A 25,536-nucleotide genomic window follows, 5' to 3' on the forward strand; every position below is an offset into this window, starting at 1 on the left:
TTAAGCCAGATGCAGGGCGTTGATCAGAAGGTCGATGATCTTGATGCCAACAAACGGCATCAACAGACCGCCAAGCCCATAAATCAACAGGTTACGGCGCAACAGGGCGGCAGCTCCGCTGGCTTTGTAGGACACGCCCTTCAAAGCCAGAGGGATCAGCGCCACGATAATCAGCGCATTGAAAATCACCGCCGACAGGATCGCCGATTGTGGAGAGCCAAGGTGCATGATGTTCAGCGCTGACAGCTCGGGGTAAGTGGCGATGAACAGAGCGGGCAGGATGGCGAAGTATTTCGCCACATCATTGGCGATGGAAAACGTGGTCAGCGAGCCGCGCGTCATCAGCAGTTGCTTGCCGATTTCCACAATCTCGATCAGTTTGGTGGGGCTGCTGTCCAGATCGACCATGTTGCCAGCCTCGCGCGCGGCTTGGGTGCCGGTTTGCATCGCCACACCCACATCGGCCTGCGCCAAAGCGGGGGCGTCATTGGTGCCATCGCCGCACATCGCAATCAGCCGCCCGCCTTGCTGTTCGCGGCGGATATAGGCCAGCTTGTCTTCGGGCGTGGCTTCGGCCAGAAAATCATCGACGCCCGCTTCGGAAGCGATCGTGGCGGCAGTCACCTTGTTATCGCCCGTCACCATCACCGTCTTGATGCCCATGGCGCGCAGGGCGGCAAAGCGCTCTTTGATATTGGGCTTGATCACGTCTTTCAGGTGGATCACCCCCAACAGCGCACCGTTTTCCGCCACGCCAAGCGGCGTGCCACCTGAACGTGCGATGCGATCCACGGCGGCGCGGAACTCTGCCGGGGCGCGGTCCATGGTCAGGCCCGCATAGTGCAGAACCGAATCCACAGCGCCTTTGCGGATTTGGCGAGCGCCCAGATCAATGCCCGACATCCGTGTTTGCGCGGTGAAGCTGATGATCACCGGCGTCTGCGCGCCGAAATCCGGGTCCGACAGGCCGTGCTCACTTTTCGCCAATGCCACAATGGAGCGACCCTCGGGCGTGTCATCCGATTGGCTGGCCAGCAGCACAGCGGCGGCAAGATCAGTCTCGGTGATGCCGGGAAGCGCTACAAAATCCGCAGCCATCCGGTTGCCAAAGGTGATGGTGCCGGTCTTGTCCAGCAGCAACGTATCCACATCCCCCGCCGCTTCGACCGCGCGGCCCGAGGTGGCGATGACGTTAAAGCGGATCAAGCGATCCATACCCGCGATGCCGATGGCAGACAGCAAGCCGCCGATGGTGGTCGGGATCAGGGTGACAAGCAGCGCCACCAGCACCACCACCGACACCGCCGTGCCGGAATAGCCCGCCAACCCCCACAGCGTGACGGTGGCGATCAGAAAGATCAGCGTCATCCCCGACAACAGCACCGACAGCGCCAATTCATTCGGGGTCTTTTGCCGCTCGGCGCCTTCCACCAGCGCGATCATGCGGTCGATGAAGGTGGAGCCGGGGGCGGCGGTGATGCGGACCTTGATGAAATCCGACAACACCGTGGTGCCACCGGTGACGGCAGAGCGGTCGCCACCTGCCTCGCGGATCACCGGGGCGGATTCGCCGGTAATCGCGGCCTCGTTGATGGCGGCGACGCCTGCGATGATCTCGCCGTCCAGCGGGATCACATCGCCCGTCTCCACCAGCACCACATCGCCAAGCCCAAGTTGCAGGGCGCTGACATGCTCATACAGGTTATCGTTGGCATCGGGATGCAGCAGCAGCTTTGCCTGCACATCACTGCGGCTTTGGCGCAGGCTGGCGGCTTGCGCCTTGCCGCGCCCCTCTGCCACGGCTTCGGCAAAGGTGGCGAACAGCACGGTGAACCACAGCCAAGCCGCGATCTGGCCTGAAAACAGCGGCGTGCCGATGCCCAGGATCAGCTCGCGCAGCCACAAAACGGTGACAAGCGCGGCCACGACTTCGGTTACAAAGATCACCGGGTTGCGCGCCAGTTTGCGCGGATCAAGTTTCAGCACGGCATCGCGGGCGGCGGTCAGAATGATCGCACGATCAAACAGCGCCGGAGCGGTTGGGGAATTGGACATTTTCATCTCCTAGAACGTCTTGCCGGCCAGCATCAGCACATGCTCGACCACCGGACCCAGCGCCAAAGCCGGGAAGAATTGCAGCCCACCAAGGATAAGGATCACCCCTACCAGCAGACCGATGAACAGCCCGCCATCGGTCGGGAACGTGCCAACCGAGGCTGCAGCCCGCGGCTTGGCCGCCAGCGATCCTGCCATTGCCAGCACCGGGATCACATAGGCAAAGCGGCCCAAGCCCATCGCAATGCCCAAGGTGGTGTTGAACCAAGGCGTATTGGCCGACAGCCCGGCAAAGGCCGAACCATTGTTCCCCGCAGCCGAGGAATAGGCATAGAGCAGCTCGCTCAGCCCATGCGGGCCTGCATTGGCAAGGCTGGACAAAGCGGCAGGCAGCATCGCCGAGACAGCGGTAAAGCCAAGGATCACCATCGGCAGGATCAGCACCGCCAGCACCGCCAGCTTGATCTCGCGCGCCTCGATCTTCTTGCCCAGAAACTCGGGCGTGCGGCCAACCATCAGGCCTGCGACAAACACCGCCAGCACCGCAAACACCACCATGCCATAAAGGCCCGACCCAACACCGCCCGGCAGCACCTCGCCCAGCTGGATCAGGAGCAGCGGCACAAGGCCACCCAAGGGCGTCAAAGAGCCGTGCATGGCATTGACCGCACCGCAAGAAAGCCCGGTCGTCACCGCCACGAACAACGCCGACATGGATTGACCAAAGCGGATCTCTTTGCCCTCGAAATTGCCCATTGCCGGATCAACGCCCAGCGCCGCCATCAGCGGATTACCCGAGGTTTCGGCCCAATAGACAACGCCCACGCCCGCAATCAGCAGGAACGCCATCGCCGACAGGATCGCCCAGCCTTGGCGTTCTGACCCTACCATGCGGCCAAAGGTGATCGGCAGCGCGGCAGAGACCACCAGCATCGCCCAGATCGCCAGCATGTTCGACAGTGCCGAAGGATTCTCAAACGGATGCGCCGAATTGGCGTTGAAAAAGCCGCCGCCATTGGTGCCAAGTTGCTTGATCGCCTCTTGGCTGGCGATTGGGCCCATAGAGATGGTTTGCTGCGCACCCTCTAACGTGGTCGCATCAAAGCCCGCCGCCAAGGTCTGCGGCACGCCCAGCCAGATCAGCAGCAGCGCCACCACCACCGACAAAGGCAGCAGCACATACAGCGTCGCGCGGGTCATATCGACCCAGAAATTCCCCAAACCCTGCGCGCCCGACCGTGCAAACGCCCGCGTCACCGCCATCGCTATCGCAATGCCAGTGGCCGCCGACAGGAAGTTATGCACCGCAAGCCCGGCCATCTGGCTGAAATGGCTCATCGTGGTCTCACCACCATAAGCCTGCCAGTTGGTGTTGGTCAGAAAGCTGATCGCGGTGTTGAAGGCAAGATCAGGCGGCAAGCCGGCAAAACCTTGCGGGTTCAGCGGCAGATAAGCTTGCAGGCGCAAAATCGCATACAGCGAGGCAAAGCCCGCCGCGCTGAACATCAGCATCGCCACCGCATAGCTGTGCCAGCCTTGCTCGCGCGCGGGGTCCACCCCGGCCAAGCGATAAAATCCGGTTTCAACCGGGCGCAAAACCGGGTGCAGCCACGTGCGCCCCCCGGTGAAAACCTGTGCCATATAGCGCCCAAGCGGCACCAGGCTTGCCAGCACCAATGCCAGCACGACCGCGATTTGCAGCCATCCGATAAGTGTCATGGAAATCTCCAAGGCCCAAGCCCCGAACCTGCGTTCAGAACTTTTCGGGCGCGATGAGGGTGAAGATAAGGTAGATGCCAAGGGCTATGGCGACGATCAGGCCCAGAATGGGTTCAAACATCGTGCCCTCACGCCCGCTTAAGCAGGTTGGCGTAAAGCGCCATCAGCCCGATCAGGCCAAGGCCAAGTCCGCCATAAATCAAATCTGCCATGTGATGCTCCTGTTTGTGCAAGTTTGTGCATGGCGGCAATTTGCAGCAGAACGGCGTTAAGGCTCCATTCCGAAGATGGCGGTGCGATGTAAGGAAGTTGTGGGGGTTTTGGGCCCTGACTTACCGCCTAGGGGCGTGCCGCATCCGCAGTCGTTTGCCGCAATATCAGGCCAATTCGCAAAGCCCGCGCCGTACAGCCGCCAGCGGGGCGCTTTCTTGCAGCCCATATCCGCCTTCCCATACGTTACCACTTGGTTTTATGCGAAAAATCCGGGAAACTCGCGGATAGGAGGAGTGGTTTGATCATTGGTGGAAAATGTTTCCCACCAGTCTTGAGCCAACAACGAAAAGCGCCATCAGAGCGCCAAAAAGGGGGGTTACCGATGAAAAACCTGCTCGCGGTTTCCGCGGGGATCGACCGCATCAATGAAATCATCGGAAAGGCCGTGTCTTGGCTGATCCTGGTGGCGGTCATCGTCAGCGCAGTCAACGCGGTTGTGCGCAAAGTCTTTAGCGTCTCATCCAATTCATGGCTGGAACTGCAATGGTATCTGTTCGGCGCGGCCTTTCTGCTGGCCGCCGCCTATACGCTGAAACAGAACGAGCATATCCGCATCGACATTGTCTACGGCGCCTTTCCGCGCCGGGTGCAGCATTGGATCGACCTGTTCGGCCATGTGGTGTTCCTGATGCCGTTTGCCTTGCTGATGATCTATTACCTTGTGCCCTATGTCTCGCGCTCGTTCCTGTCGGGCGAGGTTTCGACCAATTCCGGCGGCTTGACGATCTGGCCCGCCAAGGCGCTGCTGCTGGCGGGGTTCTTCCTGTTGGCGCTGCAGGGTGTGTCGGAAATCATCAAGAAAATCGCGGTGATGCGCGGGGTGATCCCCGATCCCACCCCGTTCATCTCGGCGCATGAGGCCGCCGAGCTGGAAGGCAAGGCTCTGGTCGAGGAGATCAGCAAATGATGGAATTTATCGCGCTGAACATGGCACCGATCATGTTCGCAAGCCTCGTGATCTTTCTGCTGCTGGGCTATCCCGTGGCCTTTGCGCTGGCGGCGAACGGGTTGTTTTTCTTCTTCATCGGGGTCGAGCTTGCGCCGTTGTCAGATGGCGCAATCAACCTCAGCTGGCCGCTTTTGAACACCCTGCCCAATCGGTTCTGGGGGGTGCTGTCGAATGAGACCTTACTCGCTATACCGTTCTTTACCTTTATGGGCATCGTGCTGGAACGCAGCGGTATGGCCGAGGATCTGCTGGACACCATCGGCCAGTTGTTCGGCCCGATCCGCGGCGGTCTGGCCTATGCGGTGATCATCGTTGGCGCTTTGCTGGCAGCGACCACCGGGGTTGTCGCGGCATCGGTGATTGCGATGGGGCTGATTTCGCTGCCGATCATGCTGCGCTATGGCTATGACAGACGGGTGGCGTCGGGGGTGATCGCGGCCTCTGGCACTTTGGCGCAGATCATTCCGCCCAGCCTTGTGCTGATCGTGCTGGCTGATCAATTGGGCCGATCGGTTGGCGATATGTATGCAGCGGCGCTGTTTCCCGGCATGATCCTGACCGGGTTTTACATGGCCTATGTGCTGGTGATGTCATTCATCAAGCCCGACTCGATGCCCGCCCTGCCGCTAGAGGCCCGCACCTTGGGCCATGGCGTGACATCGTTGTTCGTGGCCTTGCTGGCAGCGGTGGCGATTTCCTATGGCGCGCACCGCTATTTTGACCAAGACGGCAGCAGCAATGCGACGATCATGGGCGCTGTGGTGGGGATTCTGGCAATCTATCTGGCCGCAGTCGCAGACAAAACGCTGAAAACCGGCGTGATGTCACGGCTGGCGCAACAGGTGATCATCGTGCTGATCCCGCCCTTGGCGCTGATCTTTCTAGTGCTGGGCACGATCTTCCTTGGCATCGCCACCCCGACCGAGGGCGGCGCTATGGGTGCGGTTGGTGCCTTGTTGCTGGCAGCGGCCAAAGGGCGGCTGACGATGTCGGTGGTGACGCAGGCTTTGGCCTCGACCACGCGGCTGTCGGCGTTCGTGATGTTCATTCTGATCGGCGCGCGGGTGTTTTCGCTGACCTTTTACGGCGTGAACGGCCATTTGTGGGTAGAGCATCTGCTGACCTCCCTGCCCGGAGGCCAGACCGGCTTTCTGATCGTGATCTCTATTCTGGTGTTTCTGCTGGCGTTTTTCCTCGATTTCTTCGAGCTTGCCTTCATCATCGTGCCATTGCTCGTGGCCCCAGCGCAGGCTTTGGGGATTGATCTGGTCTGGCTGGGGATCATTCTGGGGGTCAACATGCAGACCTCGTTCATGCACCCGCCTTTTGGCTTTGCGCTGTTCTACCTGCGCTCGGTCGCTCCGCGTCTTCCCTATCTGGACAAGGTGACAGGCAAGAAAACAGCGCCCGTTACCACGGGGCAGATTTACTGGGGGGCGGTGCCGTTTGTGGTCATTCAGGTGGTGATGGTGGGCGTGGTGATCGGCTTCCCGCAACTGGTGATGCATTACAAGGCAGCCCCGGTTGATACCAACAATGTCACGATCACCTTGCCGCAAATGCCCAAACTGGGCGCCGGTGGTTTGGGTGGCGGCGGCTTGGGGCAACCAAAGATCGGTGCTCCGGCTTTGGGCGCACCTGCTTTGGGCGCACCTGCCGTTGGTGCTCCGGCTGTTGGTGCTCCAGCTGTTGGCGCACCTGCCTTGGGGGCACCTGCTTTGGGCGCACCGGCCATCGGGCAGCCTGATCCGGCCCAGCCCGCGCCCTGACTGCGGGACTGAATGAAAACGGCGGCCCCTGATCGGGCCGCCGTTTTCATGTCTGCACAACCTGTCACAAAGAAAAACCCCCGATGGCCCGAAAGCCACCGGGGGTTTGATCCTTGCGAAACCTTACAGCTTGCCCGCGTTCTGCTGGGTCATCATGAAGGTGTCATAGTTGTATTCCGCGATCTGCGACCAAGTGTAATGCTCGGACCGGAAAGCCTTGATCGACCCCCACAGCTTGGCAAAGGTCGGGTTTGTCGCCTCCATCTCGGCATAAACCTCATTGGCGGCAACAAAGCAGGCTTCCAGAATCTCGGGGCTGAACGGGCGCAGCTGCGCGCCATTGGCCACCAGCGATTTGATCGCCGTCGGGTTTTTGTAATCGTATTTCTGCAGCATATCGGCATCGACGCCTTGGCAAAGCGAGCGCAGCAGCGACTGATACGCAGGCGTCAGACCGTCATAAGCTGCCTTGTTGAACATGAAATGCACGGTCGGGCCGCCTTCCCACCAGCCGGGATAGTAGTAATAGGGTGCGACTTTCTGGAAGCCGAGCTTCTCGTCATCATAGGGGCCAACCCATTCCGCGCCATCAATCGTGCCTTTTTCCAGCGCCGGATAGATGTCACCGCCCGCGATCTGCTGCGGCACCACGCCCAGCTTTTCCATCACCTTGCCAGCAAAGCCGCCAACCCGCATCTTCAGGCCCTGCATATCGGCCACGGTGTTGATTTCCTTACGGAACCAGCCGCCCATCTGCACGCCAGTGTTGCCACCCGGCAAAGCCACGATGTTCTGGGTTGCAAGGAATTCGTTATACAGATCAATGCCGCCGCCGTGGTATTGCCAAGCGTTATGCCCGCGCGCCGACAACCCGAACGGCACCGCAGCCGCCACCGCCCAGCTGGGATCTTTGCCCCAATAGTAATAGCCGACCGTATGGCAGGCCTCGATATTGCCCGCGGTGACTTCATCGGCGGCTTGCAGACCGGGCACAAGTTCACCCGCCGCAAACACCTGAATGGTGAAATTGCCATCGGTGGCCTCGGACAGCCGCTTGGCCAACACCTCGGCCCCGCCATAGATCGTGTCGAGCGATTTCGGGAAAGACGAGGTCAAGCGCCACGTCACTTTCGGCGCAGCCTGCGCAATCGCAGGGGCAGCCAAAGTGGTGGCCGCAGCGGCGCCAACGCCGCCAATGGCCGCTTTGGTTAAGAATGAACGACGATCCATGAATTCCTCCCGGTTGTGGTCATATGTCTTATGTCAGGCAAACCTGCTGTCGCGCTCCTCCCGACAGATGCCGAGAGCTTACATGGGAAACAGGCTCTGTCCAGTGGTCAGGCCGATGTTCGGCGCACTGCAAGCGGTTCTGCCCTAAGGGAAACTGCGCGCAGGGTGTGACAGTGGCGCAGTTCAGCCCAGCGTGCTTAGCGGTTGGGCTTTTGCCCCTAATCTAAGCAGCTGCCCCTGGCCCAAGCAGGCGCTTTGCGCGGCCTAGCGCGCTTCGGGGTTGAACCGAAGCAAGCGCAGCGCGTTCAGCGTCACCAGCACGGTGGCCCCGGTGTCTGCCATGATCGCCAACCACAGCCCGGTCAGGCCCAGCACGGTGGTGATCAGAAACACCGCTTTCAGCCCCAAAGCGATGGCGACGTTCTGGCGGATATTGCCCATCGCCGCGCGCGCCAGCCGGATCATCGCTGCGGCATCGGTAACGCGGTTGCGCAGCAGGGCGGCACTGGCGGTTTCCAGCGCCACATCACTGCCAGACCCCATCGCCACCCCGACCGAGGCCGCAGCCAGCGCGGGCGCGTCATTGATGCCGTCGCCCACCATCATCACGCCGCCCGCGCTCGCCATCGCCTTGATTTCGCGCACTTTGTCATCGGGCATCAGTTCGGCGCGATGCTCCATCCCCAGCACGGCGGCAATTGCAGCCCCGGTGCGGGCGTTGTCGCCGGTCAGCATCACAGCGCTGACGCCCAGCGCTTGCAGTTCGGCCACCGCCGCAATCGCATCGCGACGCGGTTCGTCGCGCAGCGCGATCAGACCCAACGCGATCAGGCCCTGCGCCACGCCTTCGCGGAACACCACCACCACGGTTTTGCCCTCGGCCTCCAGCGCATTGGCCCGCGCCATCGCGGCATCATCCAACACGCCCTGCGCCGCCGCAAATCGTGGCGAGGCGATCCAAGCGCGCGCGCCATCCACCACAGCTTCGGCCCCCTGCCCGATCAGCGCCTTGGCATCGCGGGCTTCGGGCGTGGCAATCCCCGCCGCCGCCGCCCGCGCCATGATCGCCAGCGCCAGCGGATGGCCAGAGCCGTGTTCAACCCCCGCCGCCACCGACAACAGCGCGGCCTCATCACCGCCAAGCACCACCAGATCGGTCACCGCAGGGCTGCCCGCCGTCAGCGTTCCGGTCTTGTCAAACGCCACCCGCGACACGCCCGCCACCGCCTCGATCACCGAGCCGCCCTTCATCAAAATCCCCCGCCGCGCGCCCGTCGACAGCGCCGAGGCGATCGAGGCCGGGACAGAGATCACCAGCGCACAGGGGCAACCGATCAGCAGCAAAGACAGGCCGCGATAAATCCAAACCTCCCAAACCTGCCCGAACACCAGCGGCGGCACCACCGCGACCAGTGCCGCCAGCAAAGTGATCAGCGGCATGTAAATCCGGCTGAACCGGTCAATGAACCGCTCTGTCGGGGCGCGGGCGGCTTCGGCCTCTTCAACAAGTGCTATGATGCGGGCGATGGTGTTATCCTCGGCGGCTTTGCTGACGGTGATCCGCAGCGCCGCCTCGGCATTGATCGAGCCTGCGAACACCGCATCACCGGGGCCTTTGGTTTTCGGCATCGACTCGCCGGTCACCGGGCTTTCGTCGATGCCCGAGCTGCCTTCCGCGATCACACCATCCGCAGGAATACGGTCGCCGGGGCGCACCAACACGCGCTGGCCGATCTGCAACTGGGCGGCATCGACCTCACGCGTGACGCCCGCTTCGTCAAGCAGCGCGGTTTTCGGCACCAGATCGGCCAAAGCCCGGATCGACGCCCGCGCCCGATCCGCGGCAACGCCTTCCAGCACCTCGCCGATGGCGAACAAAAACACCACCATCGCGGCTTCCTCGGCGGCACCAATGAACAGCGCGCCGATGGCGGCAATGGTCATAAGCGCCTCAATCGTAAAGGGAATCCCTGCACGCAGGGCCGCAAACGCCCGCATTGCGACCGGAGCCACCCCGATCAAGCACGCCGCAATGAACGCCCAAGCCGCAATTTGCTCAGAGGCAAAGGCGCGCACGCCCCAAGCCGCCGCCAGCAGCAGCCCGGTCGAGATCACAAGACTGCCCTTGGCGGTCTGATACCAGCTTTTGCCGCGATCCGCAGGGTCAGACCCATGCGTATGGCTGTGTCCGGCGGCGCCGTGATCGTGGCCGCCGTCATCGTCACCGCCGTGGTCATGGCCGGCATGATCGTGGTCGCCGCCACCGTGGTCGTGGCCTGCATGATCCTGCCCCATATCACCCCCCGGCAACACAACCTTGCGCTGCGCCGGGGCCTGCCCCTGCACCGCGATGCCGTAACCCAGCTTTTTCACCGCCGCCTCAATCGCCTCTGGTCCAGTGCCATCCGGCTGCAAATGCAGGCTCAGTTTTTCTGACATCACCCCGACCTGCACCTGCGACACCCCCGGCAAACGCTCTAGCGCCTTGGTGATCTTGGCAGCACAAGACGCGCAATCCATGCCCGAGATGGTCCAGTCGTGGCGGGTGTTCGGTTGTGTCATCTGATTTGCCTTCCTCTTTTTTGCCCATCTTGAATCGGCGCTTCAGCATAGCTAATGTCTCTAGCAACTATAGGTTCAAGAGGTAAATCATGCTGACCATCGGAAAATTGGGCCGTGCCTCTGGCGTGAAAGTGCCAACGATCCGCTATTACGAACAGATCGGCCTGCTGCCCGCTGCGGATCGCTCGGCGGGCAATCAGCGCCTTTACACCCGCGCCACGCAAGAGCGGCTGGCCTTCATCCGCCATGCCCGCGATCTGGGCTTTCCCCTAGAGGCCATCCGCGATCTGCTGGGCCTGTCCGACCGCCCCGAGCAATCCTGCGCCGAAGTCGATGCCATCGCCCGCACCCAGCTCTTGGCGGTCGAGGGCCGGATTACCCGCCTGTTGGCCCTGAAAACCGAGTTAGAGCGGATGGTCGATCATTGCGCTGGCGGCACGATTGCCGAATGTCGGGTGATCGAAGTGCTGGGCAACCACGCCCATTGCAGCGCCGATCATGGCCGCGATCTGCTGACGGTTTCAGAATAACTGGCTTTTCAGAATAACTCGCGCTGTGGGAACACCTGGCCCTGCCGGACCACTCAGGCGCCAAGACCCTGCAACAGCGCAGCATAGGCCTGCTCGCAGCGGCGCTGGCGGCGGCTGATCTTTTGATGCTGCAACATCTCGGCAATCAGCGCCTGCACCTCGGCGCTGTAACGGGCAATCGAGTGATCCTCGCCCGCAGGCTGATTGCGCTCGGCAAAGTAAGCCTCGGTGTGGCGGGCGGTTTCGGCATTGGTCTCCGGCACCGCCCCCCGACCCCGACTGCGCCGCAACGCAAAGCTGTCGGGGGCTTTCAGGCCGTAATGGTTGTAATGCGCCAGACGGTGCGACACCGCTTTCACCTCGCCATTGCGCAACTGCCGCCACAGCGGCAGGCTGGGGTCGGTCTTGCTGCGGGTGCCGTCGCCCCACAGCACCTGCAACGGGGTATTCTCTTTGAAGCCGACCATGCTGTGATTGTGGATACTGCGAAACCGCGCCGGATTCCGGGTCAGGGTTTTCAGCGCGGCATTGGCCTTGTGATGGGTGGCAATGCGCTGGGTGAACTGCGGACATACCAGCCCCGGCTGCCAGCGCGGCACCGGTTGACTGGTGAAAAACATCCCGTTCAGCGCGATCACATCGACATCCGGCGCGGCCCGCTCGGTCAGATCGCCGACCCGGTGATCGCCGACATGCACATTCAGAAATTCATCGGCATCCAACATCATCAGCCAGTCACTGCCATCAATATCATGCAGCCGGCGGATTTTCTCATAGCCCGCGTGCTGCGGAATATCGCCGGGTTTCAGCTTGTTCGGGACATGGCCGATATAGCCCGCGCCATCCAATGCCGCCAACAACCGATCCGAGCCATCGCTGCAATCGTTCGACGCGATGAAGATGCGCTCAAATCCCAACACCAGATGATGCGCCACCCATTCCAGCAGAAACGGGCCTTCGTCCTTGACGCTGGAAATCAGAGTGTGGCGGGGCGGCACGGGAAACCTTTCAGCTTTGTGCCAGATGAGGAAACCCGCCGCAGAAAGTCAATGCTGGCGGGGTGACACCGCGCGCGCGCCGCGCCATGATGCGGCCAAACCAACGCAGGAGCCCACGATGCCAGACCTTCGCCTTGCCTTGATGCAAGCCGCCTCGCCCGCCGGAGATTGTGCTGCGGCTTTCGCTGCGGCAGAGCATGGCTTGCGCGCAGCCGGTGCTGCGGGGGCCAATGTGCTGGTGGTGCCGGAAAGTTTCGCGCCGGGCTACAACAGCGATGCGATTGCGGCACTGGCACTGGCGCGGGGTGACGCTTGGCAGGATCGGCTGGCTGCGGCCTGCCGCGCCGCAAACTGTGGTCTGGTGTTTGGCTATGCCGAGCGTGACGGCGATGCGATCTACAACGCGGCCTTGGCCCTGGGACCAGATGGGGCGGAACTGGCGCATTACCGCAAGATCCAGCTTTATGGCGCGCGCGAGGCGTCGATCTACCAATCCGGCGACGCTTACGTCAGCTTCGATCTGGCCGGGCACAAGGCAGCGCTGCTGATCTGCTATGATGTCGAATTTGCCCCCCATATCGCGGCCTTGGCGGCGGCGGGGGTTACGGTGCTGCTGGTGCCGACCGCCAATATGCTGCCCTACACCCATGTGATGCGCGCCACCGTGCCCGCGATGGCGGCCAATCATGGCATGACGATTGTGTATGCCAATTATTGCGGGATCGAGGGTGATCTAAACTATGCCGGCGGCTCGTTGATCGTCGGCGCGGATGGCGATGTGCTGGCGCAAGCTGGGATGGGGCCGGCCTTGCTGGTGGCCGATGTGCCAGCGGTGGATGCAGCCCGTCTGTCCAGCCAAGCGCGCGATTACCGCGTCGTCCGGTAACCCTGTCACCGCCCCCTCGGCCCAGATTTCCCGAAGCCGCCCCGGACTTGATCCGGGGCCTCATGGGTCAGCCACGGCCAGGCAGAGGCCCCGGATCAAGTCCGTGGCGGCTTCGGGACGTTCATCTGCTTTCGCAAAACCTCAACGCAGGAACCCCGGCTTCTGGCTCCAGCCCAACGCATCCCGGATCATCTCGGGCAGGGTCGAGCGGTGCGGCTCCCAGCCCAGTTCCGCGCGTGCTCGGTCCGAGCCCGACACCAGCGCCGCCGCATCCCCCGCACGGCGCGGGCCTTGCACGATCGGCACATCGCGGTTGGTGACGCTGCGGCTGGCGTCAATCACTTGCCGGACCGAAAAGCCATGTCCGGTGCCAAGGTTGAACGCGCGGTTGCCGCGCCCGTCAAGCAGCCAGTTCATGCCTTTGACATGCGCATCTGCCAGATCCATCACATGCACATAATCGCGCACACAGGTGCCGTCCGGCGTCGGATAATCCTGCCCGAACACCGTCAGCGCCGGGCGACGGCCCTCGATTGCATCCAGCATCAACGGGATCAGATGGGTTTCCGGGCGATGCTGTTCGCCGATTTCGCCATCAGGATCAGCGCCCGCGACGTTGAAATAGCGAAAGATCACATGGTTCAGCCCATAAGCTGCCCCGAAATTCTTCAGCATCTCCTCGATGGCCTTTTTCGACGCGCCATAAGAATTGATCGGATGCTGCGGCGTGTCCTCATCCAGCACAACGCCGTCTTGGTCGCCATAAGTGGCACAGGTCGATGAGAACACGAAATTCATGCAGCCCGCCTGCACCGCCGCCTCGATCAGATTGAGCGAGCCGTTGACATTGGTGCGCCAATACCGCCCCGGATCGGACATCGACTCGCCCACCAGCGACAGCGCGGCAAAATGCATCACCGCCACCGGGCGATACTGGTGGAACGCCGCGTCAATGCTGGCGCGGTCCAGCAGATCGCCCTGCACAAACGGGCCGAATTTCACCGCTTCTGCCCAGCCGGTCGACAGATTGTCAAACACCACCGGCACAAAGCCCGCGCGGGCCAGAACCTTGCAGGCATGCGCGCCGATATAGCCCGCTCCACCCGTCACCAACACATGTTTCTGCATCTGCACCACTGACCTTCGCCGCCAAGACTGCCGCGACTAAAAAAGTATTAAGCCGCCCGCGTCCAGCGCAATCATCTGATGCACCGGACCTTTGCAGCCGCGTTTTCCGGCAAGCCGCGCCTTAGCGCCCGACCGCCGCATAGGTTTCAAACCCGGCCTCGGTCGCCTCGGCAAGCGAATAGATGTTGCGCAGATCGGCCATGCGCGGGGTCTCCATCTTTTTCGCCAGCTTGCCAAGATCAAGCGCGCGGAACTCGTTCCACTCGGTCAACAGCACCACCAGATGCGCGCCCGAGGCCGCCTGATAAGGGCTGTCGAGCCATTTGACACCCGGCAGCAAGGCCTCACCCTCGCGTTGGCCCTGCGGATCGACCACGCGGACCTTAGCCCCCGCACCGACCAAAGCAGGCACGATGGTCAGGCTGGGCGCGTCGCGCATATCGTCGGTGTTGGGCTTGAAGGTGACGCCCAGCACTGTGACGATCTTGCCGTTGACGCTGCCGTCACACAGATCGACAATCTTGTCGATCATCCGGCGCTTGATCTCATCGTTCACCTTGATCACGGTTTCAGTGATCTGCATCGGCACGGCATAATCCTGACCCATGCGGGCCAAAGCCATGGTATCTTTGGGAAAACACGACCCACCATAGCCGGGGCCTGCATGCAGGAATTTATTGCCGATGCGGCCATCCATCCCCATGCCTTTCGACACATCCTTGATATCAGCGCCAACTTTCTCGCACAAAGCCGCGATTTCATTGATGAAGGTAATCTTTGCGGCAAGGAAGGCGTTGGCCGCGTATTTGATCATCTCGGCGGACTCGAGCCCGGTATAAACCACCGGGAATTCGCGCAGGAACAGCGGGCGATAGATATCGGCCATCACCTTGCGCGCACGCGGGCTTTCAACGCCCACAACCACGCGGTCAGGCCGCATGAAATCGTCGATCGCAGCCCCCTCACGCAGGAATTCGGGGTTCGAGGCCACATCGAACTTTGCATCCGGGTTGGCTTCCGCTGCGGCTTCGGCGACCTTGCGATTGGTGCCAACCGGCACCGTCGATTTCGTCACGATCACCGTGTAACCCGTCAGCGCCCGGCCAATTTCCGCTGCTGCCGCCATCACATAGGTCAGATCGGCATGGCCATCGCCACGCCGGGTGGGCGTGCCGACTGCGATGAACACCGCATCCGCACCCGCCACCGCTTCGGCCAGATCGAGCGTGAACGACAACCGGCCTGCGGCCACGTTCTTGGCCATCAAGGCTTGCAAGCCGGGTTCAAAGATCGGCACCTCGCCCGCGTTCAGCCGGTCAATCTTGCCCGGATCTTTATCGACGCAGATCACCTCATGCCCGAAATCCGAGAAACACACCCCCGAAACCAAGCCGACATAGCCGGTTCCGATCATCGCAATCTTCATGCCAACACTCCTGGCTGTTCCTAAGCCGTCTTAGGCAGCCAGCGCGGTTGTGTCAAATCCGCGAACAATCAAAGCGTGGAAAATCAAGCGGAAAGCTGCAGGGTAACGGCCCGCAAGACCGCGATGCGCAAGGCAACGGGCCGCAGGGTTTCCCCTGCGGCCCGTTGTTTCGATAAACCACCGTTGTTTGGCTAAACCGCTGTCAGGCAAGGCAGGTGATCAGCACAAAGCCGTCGCCACCACGACCGCCCTGCCCCGCCGTGACCCCGCCACCACCGCCACCACCGCCCGAGCCGCGACCGCCCGCACCGCCAGCGCCGCCTCCGCCTGCGTTCGACGCGCCCCCGCCCGAGCCGCCGCAGAACGTCGGCGGCGACCACAGCTCATAGCCTGCCGCGCCCGCAGTGCTGCCCGCCGGACCTCCCGCCAAGGTTGGGCATAACCCCGCGCCCGTCACCGCGCCCCCCGCGAAATCGGCCGAGGTGGTGCCACCCCCGCCCGCGCCGCCACTGGTGAAGATATTCGATCCACCAAAGCTTACCGCAGCCCCTGCCGCCCCGGCGACCGCCCCGCCCGCAGCACCAGCTTGCCCCGCGATGCTGATGAAACTGCCCAGCGCCGAATAGGCCCCGCCGGATGTGACGCTGCCAGCAGCCCCCGCAGCCCCAACCGCCGCCGCCGTCCCCGTGCCACCGGCGCCGCCGCCATTGGCGCTGGCAAGCATGCTCGCCGCAACCGCAACCGGGGCAAAGCTGACGGTCGAGGCCCCGCCCGCCGCCGCCGCCGCGCCGCCTGCCCCCACCGCAACGAATAGCGTGCCGGGCAGCAGCGCTGCAGGCACCACGATGCGCGACACCGCCCCCGCACCGCCGCCACCACCACCACCCCGTGCCGAGGCCGCCGCGGCGGCAAAGCCCGCGCCGCCGCCACCGCCGCCGCCCACCAGCACGATCTCCAGCAGCACCGCCCCCAAAGGCAGCGTATAGCTTTGCCACTGCCCCGCCGCCCCCACCGGATCAAACCGCCGGGTCTGTCCCGCCTCACGCGGCAGGAAATGCGGAAAACTCATCAGTAATCCCCCCCGAAACCCGCCACCGCATAGCCGCCCGCCACCGCCGTGCCCAAAGTCAGATTGACCATATACCCCGGCGGCACCGGGATATTCAGCGGCAACTCGTTGCCCGACAGCGCCGCCACTTCCGACAGCGTGGTCGCGGGCAGCGACAGCTCGGCGATCAGCACATTGTTGGTGGCGGTCGCATTGCTGGCGCCATTGTTCAGAAACACCCGCAGCACGCTTGCCACATTGGTGCCACGCGGCCGCACCACCAGCTTTTGCAGATACGAGCCATTGCTCGCCTCTGCCGTGAACACTGTGGCGACGGTGCCGGTGCCATCCTTGGCGGTATTGGCAGCGGTCAGCGCGTTCACCCATTCGATGCGGGCGACTTTTGAGAAAATCGGGGAAGTATTGCCGGGCATTGCCGCTCTCCTAGTTGACGAAAGATTGTTGGTTCAACGCGACCTGCACGCCGTATTTACTCGCCGGGTTCAGCGCCCAGACCGCACCTGCGCCCGAGACGATGACATCGCCCTTGTCGCCGTCACTGACACCGCCGCCCGCGCCGATGACATGGCTGACCCCGGCGCTGCGCAGCTTGATCTGCCCGCTGGTGGTGTTCAGCCAAACCATGCCATTGGCTGGGCTGACCGGGTCTGCCGCCTGCCCGCCCAGGTTCAACACCTGCGGCAGACTGACCTGCCCCGTCGCACGGGCCACCGTCAGCGCTGTGTAAAAGCTGGACCCGTCCGGGCTGACCTTGATGGCGAAATCATCCGATCCGGTGGTGCCCATCTCGGCCCGCCCCGAAAAGCCGGTCTGAAACGTCAGGCTTGCGGTCTGCGCCGCCGCCGCCTTGTTCAGCTTCAACTGATGCCCGGCACCTGCATGGTTCAGCAGCGTCGCCGCCGCGTTCACCGACAGGCGGTTGGTTGCATCCGGCGTAGCGCCCCCCAGGCCCAGCGCATCCGCCGTCACCGTCGCATTGGGCGCGGCAATGCCGGTCACACTCGCGGCAAAGGTGACAGTGGGCGCGTTGATCACCACCGCCCCCAATGCCCCCGCCACAGCCGAACCGATATTGACCACCGTGGTCGAACCGCTGACCCCACCCGTGCCCAGATTGACCGTTGAAGTATTCCCCGATGAGGTCGCCCCGCCGCCAACGCTGTAGGTGCTGTTTGCGGTCGAGGTGCCAAGGCTAGCCACAGCCCCGCTGATCGTAAAGCTGCCCGAGAATGTCTTGCTGCCCGTAAAGGTCTGCGTCAACGACAGCCCCGCCAACTCGGTGGAGCCATTGGGCAACGTATAGCTGCGCGTTGTCCCGGTGCTGACCGACGCCACCGAGAATGTCGCCCGCTTGCTTGGATCGCTGGTGTCGCGCAGGCTAAAGCCGTTGGCCAACATGCCCTGCGGCAGTGCCACATATCCCGTCGCCGCCGCCACCGTCACCGCATCCAGAAACCCGCTGCCATCCGCCGAGACCTTCAGCGCCAGATCATCCGAGCCTTGGGTGCCCAGCAGCGCGCGGCTGGAATATCCGGTCTGAAACGCCAGACTGGCCGTGTCCGCCGCCGTGGCTTTGTTCAGCTTCATCAGATGCCCGGCCCCGGCATGGTCAAACAGCGAGGCCGCCGACGACACCACCAGCCGGTTGGTTGCATCCGCCGTCGCCGAAACTCCCAACTGCGCAACGCCCAGCGGCCCCTCGGCCAGACCCACCCAAGCGGCGCCGTTAAAGCTGACCATGCCAGCCTCGGCCAGCACATAGGCCTGCCAACCCGCAAGCGGTGTGATGAACTGCCACACCCCGGTCTCAAACACCGCGATCTTGCCCGCTTGCCCTGCCCAGACCCCACTGGCCCCGACCGGCACGATATAGCGGTCGCCCAAGCTTGGGCTTACCGGCGGATCCGTCACCGCGCGGCTCTGGACTGCCAACTGCACCATCAAATCGAGCAGCCGCAGCGCCTCGTTATGTGTCACATGCTTTTGCGCTTGTGCGGGTTGGATCAGGGGCAACGACAGGATCGTTGAAGTATCGGGCATCTATAACCTCCGCGAGAACGCTCATGGAGGCAGAAGCTATGAAAAACCCATTAACACCGATAAACCACAGCGCGCGCTGGCAGCACCATGGCCAAATCCCCGCAATCGGGTGGGGCTTGGTCGCGCCGACACCCTGTGATGCGCAGCGCCCGCACCGCCCAAAACCCGACGAAATATCCAGATGATGTGGTCAGATTTTCACAATCCACCACCTACAGAAATTTGTCCCAGCTGGGACAGAATCCCAAGGCCAAACGCCGCTCAATCGCCGCGCAAAGCCTCGGCGTCCAGCCCGCCCTGCACACCGCCCCGCCGCGCCTGTCCGCGCGCAGCTTCATCCTTCCACGTAACGAACGTGATCGCGCCAATGATCATCGCCCCGCCCAGCAGCACGAACACATCCACTGCCTCGTCAAACAGCAATGCCCCGACCAGCGTTGCCCAGATCAGCGTCAAAAACGTCACCGGCTGCGTCACGGTCAGCGGAGCCGCGCGAAACGCCCGCGTCATGCAATAATGCCCCGAGGTCGCACAGCCCGCCACAATCGCAAGCCAGCCCAGCTGCGCCCAAGTCACCGGCACCCAGACCCACCACGCCAAAGGGGCCAGCCCAATCGTCACCGTCACCGACATCATCGCGACGATCACCGATGCGCTCGCCAAACCCGTCAGGCGCTTGGCAAACAAATAGCTGCCGCAGAAAAACACCGAGGCCCCGATCTGGCTCAGATGCCCCATGTTCAGCGCCTGCACGCCGGGCCGCAGCACGATCAGCGCGCCGATCAGCGCCACCGCCACAGCCATGATCCGCCGCACCGACAACGGCTCGTGCAGAATAACCGCCCCGGCAATCAGCATCAAAACCGGGTTCAGATAGCCAATCGCCGTCGCATGCGCGACCGGGATGCGCGCCATCGCATAAAACCAGAACAGCACCGCAATCGTATGCGCCACCCCACGCCAGGCAAACAGCGCCAAAGCCTGCCCGCTCAGCCCCCGCAGCATCCCCGGCAACACCGGAGCCAGAAACACAACGCCAAAGGCAAAGCGTAAAAACGCCGACTGCGCGGCAGGCAGATCGGTGCCCAGATAGCGCACAATGCCGTTGACCCCCACAAAGGAAAGTCCCGACAGCACCATCCACATCACCCCTTCGCGGGGCCGTCCCAAATCGGTCATATTCATGGCCGCCATCAAGCAAGCCTAGCCGCCAATGGCAAGCCCCAGCGCGATGCTCCACATCGTCACGCCCACGATCACCTCTAGCACCACCCAAGCCTTTGGATTGGCAAACACCGGCGCCAGCAACCGCGCGCCATACCCCAGCGCGGTGAAAAAGCTGAAACTCCCCGCCGCCGCCGCCACCCCAAACGCCAGACGATGCCCCGGATATTGCGCCGAGATCGAGCCCAGCAACACCACGGTATCCAAGTAGACATGCGGATTGGCCCAAGTCAGCACCAGCACCGTCGTCAGCACCTTTGACACCGACACCGCAGGCCCATCGCCCGGCTGCAATGCCTCCCCTCCCGCCAGCGCCGCGCGAAACCGCAAGCCGCCATAGACGACCAGAAACACCACGCCGCCCCAGCGCATCGCCTCGGCAAACCACGGCACCGCCCCCGAGATCACGCCAAACCCCGACACCCCCAGCGCGATCAAAACCGCATCCGAGATGGCACAGGCCAGCACCACCACGCCGACATGCTCGCGCCGCAACCCTTGCCGCAGCACAAACGCATTCTGCGCCCCGATCGCAAGGATCAGGCTAAGGGCCACCAGATAGCCCTGAATCGCCGCCTCAAACATCACTCAATCCCCGCAAAGCCGCCATCGCATCGCCCCGCCGCTCCCACGGGACCAACACATGATCATGATAAAACCCCGCCACCACATTGGCGCTGATGCCTTCCGCCGCCAAAGCCCGCGCAATCGCCGCCGTCAGCCCCACCGCAGCAAGGTCGGAATGAACCGTCAATGTGATCCGGGCCCAATGCGCCAGCACCGCAATCCCCGCGGCCGCCAGAACGGCAACCTCTGCGATAACCGTCATCCCCTCTGCCTCGCAAATCTGCGCAAACGCCCCCGCGATGGCCTGATCGCTGACCGCATAGCCATAGGCTTGCGCGTGCAACTCGGGCCGCATCACCCGCAACAAAACCGCCAGATCCGCCTCACCCGCCATCGCAGCCTCCTGTTTCGGCTTGACCTAGCAGCCGGGGCGGTCCTCACTCAAATTAATCTTTCTCTGATCAGATAAGCCGCGCTAATGTTTGACCCCGCCCAACTTGCAGCCCTCGCCGCCGTGCATCGGCGCGGCTCCTTCGATCTTGCGGCGGCAGAGCTGCATGTCACCGCCTCGGCGATCTCGCAGCGCCTGAAAGCTTTGGAAGAGGTGGCGGGCACCCTGCTGATCCGCCGCGCCCAGCCCTGCACCGCCACCCCGGCAGGGCTGCGGATGATCCGGCACCACGATGAAGTCACGCTGTTGGAGCGTACTTTGGCCACCGATCTGCCGTGGCTGTCCCCCCGCCCCGCCACGTTGCGGATCGCGGTCAATGCCGACAGTCTGGCGACTTGGGTGATCCCGGCGCTGGCGGCCACGACGGGCTTTCTGTTCGATCTGGTGATCGACGATCAGGATGTCAGCCAAGATTGGCTGAAACGCGGCGAGGTGGCCGCCGCCATCACCGCCCACCCCGGCCCGTTGCAAGGCTGCGATACCATCCCGCTGGGGGCGCTGCGCTACCGCGCCACGGCCTCGCCCACCTATATCGCGCGCTTTATGGATCAGGGGGTGACAGAGGCCAGCCTTGCCGCAGCGCCCGGCCTGACGTTTTCCGACAAGGATCGGTTGCAACAGGATTGGGTGGCCCGCCTGCTGGGCAAGCAAAACAAGCGCGCGCGTCCCAGCCACCGCCTTGCCAGCAGTCAGGGCTTCGTCGATGCCTGCCTTGCGGGCTTGGGCTGGGGCATGAACCCCGAGGCTTTGGTTGCGCCCCATCTGGCCACTGGCGCGCTGATAGAAATGGTGCCGGACACACCCTTGGATGTCGCCCTGCACTGGCAATTCAGCCGCCTGACCGCCCCAGCCTTGGCCCCGCTCACCCGTGAAATCCGGGCGGCGGCGGCGCGGGTCTTGGTGGGGGTTTAGCGGTACTCCCAACCCGGGGCCATTTTTTGGTGTCTTGTATCAAACAGATGGGGTGGTGGGTTTAAGGGATTTTTTAGGTTTGGGTCGAAGTACAGCCCGCCGTAGTGCAGGCTCGTTCTGTTTTGTGGTCAACCCCGCGCGCCTGCTTTAGAAGGCCGATGAAGTAGACTTCTTTTGTGTCGCAAAGATCCCAAACTGTCGGTGAGATGTTAGAGCTGGATGTGGATGTGATCATCGTGGCGCGCAGCTCGACAACCCTGAAACCTGATCTTGTCGCTATCAAATCCAAACCTAAGCTTCAGATGCGGTTCTATAAATATCTTTCCCACACGGTTATCTTCGGCAAGCAATTGTAGTGCGGCTTTCATTCGCATCCGTTCCAGTTGGTAATCAGGCCATATGGTCTGCAACCAAGCCAAGTCCCACCTCAGCGTGAAAACATTATCAGGGCAGTCAGTCGGACCATTTTCAAATGCAAAATACCCGATAGGCGAGCGCGTTACACCCGGCAAATACACTTGATCGCTTTCGTAGTAGTAGGCCAAGTCAACTTTGCGCCCGTCATCGTGAGAAATATGCGGAAGCAAGGGAAAGCCTGAAAAAAATGGGAAATTTGCGTCCAAGACGAGGGTCTTCGTGCCGGGGAAAGCACCTTCCATTTTGGCGCTATAGTCTTTCAGGACGCTCTTAAGCTCAGGAACCAGGTATTGCCTGTTCAGCGCGCAATAGAACACTGATCGCATTTCAAGGGTTTCATTAGACAGACAAGGCAGTGGTTCGCGTCCGAACATCGGGGCAATCCAGAGCGCAGACGCCGACAGGACGATATAGGTTGACACGAAGACTATCGCACGATGCCGAAAGAAAATCGCCAACAACCAAGCTAGCCCTCCTAGCTGCGAAATAGCAGTCAGGAAAATGAAAACGGAGAAGTGTGCCAGAACTCGCATCATCACTCGACTTAACCACAGAGTTTTGGCGGCGAACAGGTGAGACGCGAACGACCGCTTCGTCCGCATCGCTGCCATTTGCCGCGCTAACCCCCATCCCCCCATCAAGCAAATCTCCCGCCCGGAATAAAGGCGCTTTAGCGCCGCCGGGCAGCGCCTGACCGCCCCCTCGGGCGGGCGCTTCTGCGCTGTCTCGCTTAGAACTTCTGGGGAGTTGGCTGAGGCATAAAGCGCCTAGAATATCTGATGCTCGCCCACCCGGCGGTCAGGCGTTGCCCTTGGTTCGTGATCTACGATTGAGCGCCTGCCAGAACGGCACTTGCGGCTTAACTCTGCGCCGTGCAGGTGCCGCAGCACTAGGCGCTACCGGATAGCACCTCCCCCAAACCTGCGCCGCGTCGCGGGCGAGTTTGCGGGCTTGCGCCGCATCCATCCGCGCATAGACGGCGGCCAGATCACCGCCCGCATCCCGCCATGCAAGCGCCCAAAGCCGGGCGACGGAACGCGCGCTCCACGGCAGATGCGCGCTGGCCAGCCAGCGCCGCGCTTCGGCGGGCAGCGCATCATAGGCTTGCATCGTGTCAGAGCGCGGGCTGCGGCGCAGCGAGGTGGCGAGGTTGCCAGCACTCATGCGGCAGCGCTCATTCTGCCGCCACCCGCTGCCAAGCTGGGAACGGATCTGGCAAGTTCGCCCATAGCTTTGGCGCAAGGCTTTGGGCGGGCAGCAAAGCTGCATCCAACGCGGCGGTGATCGCGGCTTGATCCATATCTGCGCCAATGAAAACCAGCTCTTGCCGCCTGTCACCCCAAGGCTCAACCCATTTCGCCGCTACTTCGGCCAAGGCGTCGGGATGCGTGGGCCAGCGTTCGCGCGGCACGCTCGCCCACCAACCGCCCAACGGCGTAACACTGGACAATGCCCCGGCAAGGCTGAATTCCAGCGCCATATTCGGGCGGGTGGCGATCCAGAAATGCCCCTTGGCGCGGATCACACCGGGCAATTCGCCGTTCAGCACACCATGGATGCGGGCGGGATCAAATGGCGCGCGGGCGCGGTAGACGAAAGAGCGGATGCCGTATTCCTCGGTTTCCGGCGTGTGATGCGCGAAGCCATACAACTCCTTGGCCCACAACGGATGTTCCTGCGCGCGGTCAAAATCAAACAGCCCAGTGTCAAAAATCGCATCCGGGCTGACGATGCTGTGGTCGGTTTCAATCAACCGTGCATCGGGGTTCAGCGCGCGGATAATCTTGCGGGCAGCATCGGCACGGGCGGGGCCAGCATCTGAAATCTTGTTCAGGATGATGACATTGGCGAATTCAATCTGATCAGTCAGCAGGCTGACCAATGTGCGCTGATCGCCCTCGCCCAAGCTTTCGCCCCGGTCCGACAGGAAATCATGGCTGGAGAAATCGCGCAAAAGGTTCAGCGCATCCACCACCGTCACCATGGTATCCAAACGCGCCACGTCCGACAGGCTATCGCCGTGCTCATCCCGGAAATCAAAGGTGGCGGCGACCGGAAGCGGCTCGGCAATACCGGTGGATTCGATCAGCAGATAGTCAAAGCGGCCCTCGGCGGCCAACTTGCGCACCTCGATCAACAGATCATCGCGCAGGGTGCAGCAGATGCAGCCGTTGGTCATCTCGACCAGTTTTTCCTCGGCGCGCGACAGGGTGGAACCGTCGCGGATCAGATCGGCGTCGATGTTCACCTCTGACATATCGTTGACGATCACCGCCACCCGGCGACCATCACGGTTGTTCAGGATGTGGTTCAAAAGCGTGGTCTTGCCCGTGCCGAGAAAGCCGGACAGGACAGTGACGGGAAGATGGGGCATGGGTTGATTCCGTTATGTTATAATATAACGTATCAATCCAAGCGATCGGATGCAATCCATCACTCTTGCGATAATGCAGAATGTGCCAAGGCGCGCATGCGCTGCGCTTCAGGGGGAGCATATGAAAAAGCCGCGCAGAGTTTGCGCGGCTTTCCTCAATTTTCCTAGGGCGGGGTTTTTCCCCTCCGGGTTTATGCCAGTTGCTCGGCCACTTCGTCGCTCATATCGAAGTTGTGGGTGACGGTTTGCACATCGTCATCCTCTTCCAGCATGTCGATCAGCTTCATCAGCTTGGTTGCGGTTTCCAGATCAACCTCGGTCAGCACTTGCGCCTTCCAGATCAGCTTGGATTCCAGCGACTCGCCCAAGGCTTTCTCCAATGCATCGGAAACCTCGTTCAGGTTTTCGACCGCACAATAGATCCAATGGCCATCTTCATCCGATTCCACATCATCCGCACCAGCATCCAGTGCCGCCATCATGATGTCATCCGCCGAACCCGCCGAGGCCGGGTAGGAAATCTCGCCCAAACGGTCAAAGCCATGCGACACAGAGCCGGTCTGCCCCATATTGCCGCCGAATTTGCTGAAATAGCTGCGCACAGCCGATGCCGTGCGGTTCAAATTGTCGGTCATCGCTTCGACCATGATCGCGATGCCGCCTGCGCCGTAGCCTTCATAGCGGATTTCGGTGTAATCGTTGCCGTCGCCCATCTGCGATTTCTTGATGGCGCGGTCGATCACGTCTTTTGGCATCGACACGGCCTTGGCCGCCTTCACCGCCAGCCGCAGACGCGGGTTCATGTCCACATCGGGCATGCCCATCTTCGCCGCGACGGTGATTTCCTTCGCCAGTTTCGAGAACACTTTCGAGCGGGCTTTATCCTGCTTGCCCTTGCGGTGCTGGATGTTCGCCCATTTTGAATGGCCTGCCATGACCCGTCTCCGATCGCTTCTT

23 protein-coding genes are annotated in these 25,536 nt (G+C 62.2%); 5 read left to right on the forward strand and 18 right to left on the reverse strand.

Going from position 1 to position 25,536, the window contains the following annotated elements; all coding sequences use genetic code 11:
* Genes kdpB through kdpF form a run of 3 tightly spaced genes read right to left on the reverse strand, consistent with a single transcriptional unit; the run spans position 1 to position 3,895 of the window.
* Positions 1-2,055, reverse strand: a complete 2,055-nt coding sequence (gene kdpB, locus QQJ98_RS02865; RefSeq protein WP_284323818.1) for a potassium-transporting ATPase subunit KdpB — start codon at positions 2,053-2,055, stop codon at positions 1-3.
* Positions 2,056-2,064: 9 nt separating this feature from the next.
* Positions 2,065-3,774, reverse strand: a complete 1,710-nt coding sequence (kdpA, locus tag QQJ98_RS02870) for a potassium-transporting ATPase subunit KdpA (RefSeq protein ID WP_284323819.1) — start codon at positions 3,772-3,774, stop codon at positions 2,065-2,067.
* A 34-nt stretch (positions 3,775-3,808) separates the two neighbouring features.
* Complete coding sequence (kdpF, locus tag QQJ98_RS19850) at positions 3,809-3,895, reverse strand: K(+)-transporting ATPase subunit F (RefSeq protein ID WP_431307787.1); 87 nt, start codon at positions 3,893-3,895, stop codon at positions 3,809-3,811.
* A 474-nt stretch (positions 3,896-4,369) separates the two neighbouring features.
* Here kdpF and QQJ98_RS02880 point away from each other — a divergent pair, with 474 nt between their 5' ends.
* Positions 4,370-4,954, forward strand: a complete 585-nt coding sequence (locus QQJ98_RS02880) for a TRAP transporter small permease subunit (protein ID WP_284323821.1) — start codon at positions 4,370-4,372, stop codon at positions 4,952-4,954.
* A complete protein-coding gene (locus QQJ98_RS02885; protein ID WP_284323822.1) occupies positions 4,951-6,765 on the forward strand; it encodes a TRAP transporter large permease in 1,815 nt (604 codons plus the stop codon). Before QQJ98_RS02880 ends, QQJ98_RS02885 begins: the two co-directional genes overlap by 4 nt.
* A gap of 123 nt (positions 6,766-6,888) precedes the next feature.
* Here QQJ98_RS02885 and QQJ98_RS02890 read toward each other — a convergent pair whose 3' ends face one another.
* Together QQJ98_RS02890 and QQJ98_RS02895 are read right to left on the reverse strand one after the other, a co-directional pair.
* Positions 6,889-7,995: a TRAP transporter substrate-binding protein gene (locus QQJ98_RS02890; RefSeq protein ID WP_284323823.1), complete on the reverse strand. Its 1,107-nt coding sequence runs from the start codon at positions 7,993-7,995 to the stop codon at positions 6,889-6,891.
* Positions 7,996-8,259: 264 nt separating this feature from the next.
* The gene (locus QQJ98_RS02895) at positions 8,260-10,557 is read right to left on the reverse strand and encodes a heavy metal translocating P-type ATPase (RefSeq protein WP_284323824.1); all 2,298 of its coding nucleotides are present in this window, start codon (positions 10,555-10,557) and stop codon (positions 8,260-8,262) included.
* 89 nt (positions 10,558-10,646) lie between these two features.
* Here QQJ98_RS02895 and QQJ98_RS02900 point away from each other — a divergent pair, with 89 nt between their 5' ends.
* Entirely contained in the window at positions 10,647-11,087 is a 441-nt protein-coding gene (locus QQJ98_RS02900) for a MerR family transcriptional regulator (RefSeq protein WP_284323825.1), read from the forward strand.
* Between the two features lie 53 nt (positions 11,088-11,140).
* Here the strand turns inward: QQJ98_RS02900 and QQJ98_RS02905 are convergent, their stop codons facing one another.
* Positions 11,141-12,085 carry a glycosyltransferase family 2 protein gene (locus QQJ98_RS02905; RefSeq protein ID WP_284323826.1) on the reverse strand — a complete coding sequence of 315 codons (945 nt, stop codon included), beginning with the start codon at positions 12,083-12,085 and terminating at the stop codon, positions 11,141-11,143.
* A gap of 118 nt (positions 12,086-12,203) precedes the next feature.
* Between QQJ98_RS02905 and QQJ98_RS02910 the strand changes: the two genes are divergently transcribed.
* Positions 12,204-12,971, forward strand: coding sequence for a nitrilase-related carbon-nitrogen hydrolase (locus QQJ98_RS02910; protein ID WP_284323827.1), 768 nt, complete (start codon positions 12,204-12,206; stop codon positions 12,969-12,971).
* 141 nt (positions 12,972-13,112) lie between these two features.
* Here QQJ98_RS02910 and galE read toward each other — a convergent pair whose 3' ends face one another.
* The 8 genes from galE to QQJ98_RS02950 all read right to left on the reverse strand — a co-directional run bounded on the left by galE (position 13,113) and on the right by QQJ98_RS02950 (position 20,819).
* A complete protein-coding gene (galE, locus tag QQJ98_RS02915) occupies positions 13,113-14,099 on the reverse strand; it encodes a UDP-glucose 4-epimerase GalE (protein WP_284323828.1) in 987 nt (328 codons plus the stop codon).
* Positions 14,100-14,220: 121 nt separating this feature from the next.
* A complete protein-coding gene (locus tag QQJ98_RS02920; protein WP_284323829.1) occupies positions 14,221-15,525 on the reverse strand; it encodes a UDP-glucose dehydrogenase family protein in 1,305 nt (434 codons plus the stop codon).
* A gap of 202 nt (positions 15,526-15,727) precedes the next feature.
* Positions 15,728-16,594, reverse strand: coding sequence for a glycine-rich domain-containing protein (locus QQJ98_RS02925; RefSeq protein WP_284323830.1), 867 nt, complete (start codon positions 16,592-16,594; stop codon positions 15,728-15,730).
* Positions 16,594-17,007: a hypothetical protein gene (locus QQJ98_RS02930; RefSeq protein WP_284323831.1), complete on the reverse strand. Its 414-nt coding sequence runs from the start codon at positions 17,005-17,007 to the stop codon at positions 16,594-16,596. Before QQJ98_RS02930 ends, QQJ98_RS02925 begins: the two co-directional genes overlap by 1 nt.
* Positions 17,008-17,017: 10 nt before the next feature.
* Positions 17,018-18,634 carry a DUF2793 domain-containing protein gene (locus QQJ98_RS02935; protein WP_284323832.1) on the reverse strand — a complete coding sequence of 539 codons (1,617 nt, stop codon included), beginning with the start codon at positions 18,632-18,634 and terminating at the stop codon, positions 17,018-17,020.
* A 261-nt stretch (positions 18,635-18,895) separates the two neighbouring features.
* Entirely contained in the window at positions 18,896-19,819 is a 924-nt protein-coding gene (locus QQJ98_RS02940; RefSeq protein ID WP_284323833.1) for a DMT family transporter, read from the reverse strand.
* Positions 19,820-19,837: 18 nt separating this feature from the next.
* Positions 19,838-20,443: a LysE/ArgO family amino acid transporter gene (locus QQJ98_RS02945; protein WP_284323834.1), complete on the reverse strand. Its 606-nt coding sequence runs from the start codon at positions 20,441-20,443 to the stop codon at positions 19,838-19,840.
* Positions 20,436-20,819, reverse strand: coding sequence for an ACT domain-containing protein (locus QQJ98_RS02950; RefSeq protein WP_284323835.1), 384 nt, complete (start codon positions 20,817-20,819; stop codon positions 20,436-20,438). The genes QQJ98_RS02945 and QQJ98_RS02950 overlap by 8 nt, the downstream gene beginning before the upstream one ends.
* A gap of 84 nt (positions 20,820-20,903) precedes the next feature.
* Between QQJ98_RS02950 and QQJ98_RS02955 the strand changes: the two genes are divergently transcribed.
* Positions 20,904-21,788: a LysR family transcriptional regulator ArgP gene (locus tag QQJ98_RS02955; protein ID WP_284323836.1), complete on the forward strand. Its 885-nt coding sequence runs from the start codon at positions 20,904-20,906 to the stop codon at positions 21,786-21,788.
* Positions 21,789-21,997: 209 nt separating this feature from the next.
* Here the strand turns inward: QQJ98_RS02955 and QQJ98_RS02960 are convergent, their stop codons facing one another.
* From QQJ98_RS02960 to QQJ98_RS02975, 4 genes are all read right to left on the reverse strand, one after another.
* Positions 21,998-22,843, reverse strand: coding sequence for a hypothetical protein (locus QQJ98_RS02960; RefSeq protein WP_284323942.1), 846 nt, complete (start codon positions 22,841-22,843; stop codon positions 21,998-22,000).
* A gap of 160 nt (positions 22,844-23,003) precedes the next feature.
* Positions 23,004-23,369 carry a DUF6525 family protein gene (locus QQJ98_RS02965; protein ID WP_284323837.1) on the reverse strand — a complete coding sequence of 122 codons (366 nt, stop codon included), beginning with the start codon at positions 23,367-23,369 and terminating at the stop codon, positions 23,004-23,006.
* Between the two features lie 10 nt (positions 23,370-23,379).
* Positions 23,380-24,579 (reverse strand): GTP-binding protein, encoded by a 1,200-nt coding sequence (locus QQJ98_RS02970; protein ID WP_284323838.1) that lies wholly within the window; start codon positions 24,577-24,579, stop codon positions 23,380-23,382.
* A gap of 191 nt (positions 24,580-24,770) precedes the next feature.
* The gene (locus tag QQJ98_RS02975; RefSeq protein ID WP_284323839.1) at positions 24,771-25,514 is read right to left on the reverse strand and encodes a YebC/PmpR family DNA-binding transcriptional regulator; all 744 of its coding nucleotides are present in this window, start codon (positions 25,512-25,514) and stop codon (positions 24,771-24,773) included.
* Between the last annotated feature and the right edge of the window lie 22 nt (positions 25,515-25,536).

Source organism: Cypionkella aquatica (assembly GCF_030161095.1).
GTDB classification, from domain to species: domain Bacteria; phylum Pseudomonadota; class Alphaproteobacteria; order Rhodobacterales; family Rhodobacteraceae; genus Cypionkella; species Cypionkella aquatica.

What these genes read in the sequence shown, in the direction of transcription:
- kdpB (WP_284323818.1), bottom strand. Translation starts at nt 2,055, where the DNA reads ATGTCCAATTCCCCAACCGCTCCGGCGCTGTTTGATCGTGCGATCATT.
- kdpA (WP_284323819.1), bottom strand. Translation starts at nt 3,774, where the DNA reads ATGACACTTATCGGATGGCTGCAAATCGCGGTCGTGCTGGCATTGGTG.
- kdpF (WP_431307787.1), bottom strand. Translation starts at nt 3,895, where the DNA reads ATGTTTGAACCCATTCTGGGCCTGATCGTCGCCATAGCCCTTGGCATC.
- QQJ98_RS02880 (WP_284323821.1), top strand. Translation starts at nt 4,370, where the DNA reads ATGAAAAACCTGCTCGCGGTTTCCGCGGGGATCGACCGCATCAATGAA.
- QQJ98_RS02885 (WP_284323822.1), top strand. Translation starts at nt 4,951, where the DNA reads ATGATGGAATTTATCGCGCTGAACATGGCACCGATCATGTTCGCAAGC.
- QQJ98_RS02890 (WP_284323823.1), bottom strand. Translation starts at nt 7,995, where the DNA reads ATGGATCGTCGTTCATTCTTAACCAAAGCGGCCATTGGCGGCGTTGGC.
- QQJ98_RS02895 (WP_284323824.1), bottom strand. Translation starts at nt 10,557, where the DNA reads ATGACACAACCGAACACCCGCCACGACTGGACCATCTCGGGCATGGAT.
- QQJ98_RS02900 (WP_284323825.1), top strand. Translation starts at nt 10,647, where the DNA reads ATGCTGACCATCGGAAAATTGGGCCGTGCCTCTGGCGTGAAAGTGCCA.
- QQJ98_RS02910 (WP_284323827.1), top strand. Translation starts at nt 12,204, where the DNA reads ATGCCAGACCTTCGCCTTGCCTTGATGCAAGCCGCCTCGCCCGCCGGA.
- galE (WP_284323828.1), bottom strand. Translation starts at nt 14,099, where the DNA reads ATGCAGAAACATGTGTTGGTGACGGGTGGAGCGGGCTATATCGGCGCG.
- QQJ98_RS02920 (WP_284323829.1), bottom strand. Translation starts at nt 15,525, where the DNA reads ATGAAGATTGCGATGATCGGAACCGGCTATGTCGGCTTGGTTTCGGGG.
- QQJ98_RS02925 (WP_284323830.1), bottom strand. Translation starts at nt 16,594, where the DNA reads ATGAGTTTTCCGCATTTCCTGCCGCGTGAGGCGGGACAGACCCGGCGG.
- QQJ98_RS02930 (WP_284323831.1), bottom strand. Translation starts at nt 17,007, where the DNA reads ATGCCCGGCAATACTTCCCCGATTTTCTCAAAAGTCGCCCGCATCGAA.
- QQJ98_RS02935 (WP_284323832.1), bottom strand. Translation starts at nt 18,634, where the DNA reads ATGCCCGATACTTCAACGATCCTGTCGTTGCCCCTGATCCAACCCGCA.
- QQJ98_RS02940 (WP_284323833.1), bottom strand. Translation starts at nt 19,819, where the DNA reads ATGAATATGACCGATTTGGGACGGCCCCGCGAAGGGGTGATGTGGATG.
- QQJ98_RS02945 (WP_284323834.1), bottom strand. Translation starts at nt 20,443, where the DNA reads ATGTTTGAGGCGGCGATTCAGGGCTATCTGGTGGCCCTTAGCCTGATC.
- QQJ98_RS02950 (WP_284323835.1), bottom strand. Translation starts at nt 20,819, where the DNA reads ATGGCGGGTGAGGCGGATCTGGCGGTTTTGTTGCGGGTGATGCGGCCC.
- QQJ98_RS02955 (WP_284323836.1), top strand. Translation starts at nt 20,904, where the DNA reads ATGTTTGACCCCGCCCAACTTGCAGCCCTCGCCGCCGTGCATCGGCGC.
- QQJ98_RS02960 (WP_284323942.1), bottom strand. Translation starts at nt 22,843, where the DNA reads ATGGGGGGATGGGGGTTAGCGCGGCAAATGGCAGCGATGCGGACGAAG.
- QQJ98_RS02965 (WP_284323837.1), bottom strand. Translation starts at nt 23,369, where the DNA reads ATGAGTGCTGGCAACCTCGCCACCTCGCTGCGCCGCAGCCCGCGCTCT.
- QQJ98_RS02970 (WP_284323838.1), bottom strand. Translation starts at nt 24,579, where the DNA reads ATGCCCCATCTTCCCGTCACTGTCCTGTCCGGCTTTCTCGGCACGGGC.
- QQJ98_RS02975 (WP_284323839.1), bottom strand. Translation starts at nt 25,514, where the DNA reads ATGGCAGGCCATTCAAAATGGGCGAACATCCAGCACCGCAAGGGCAAG.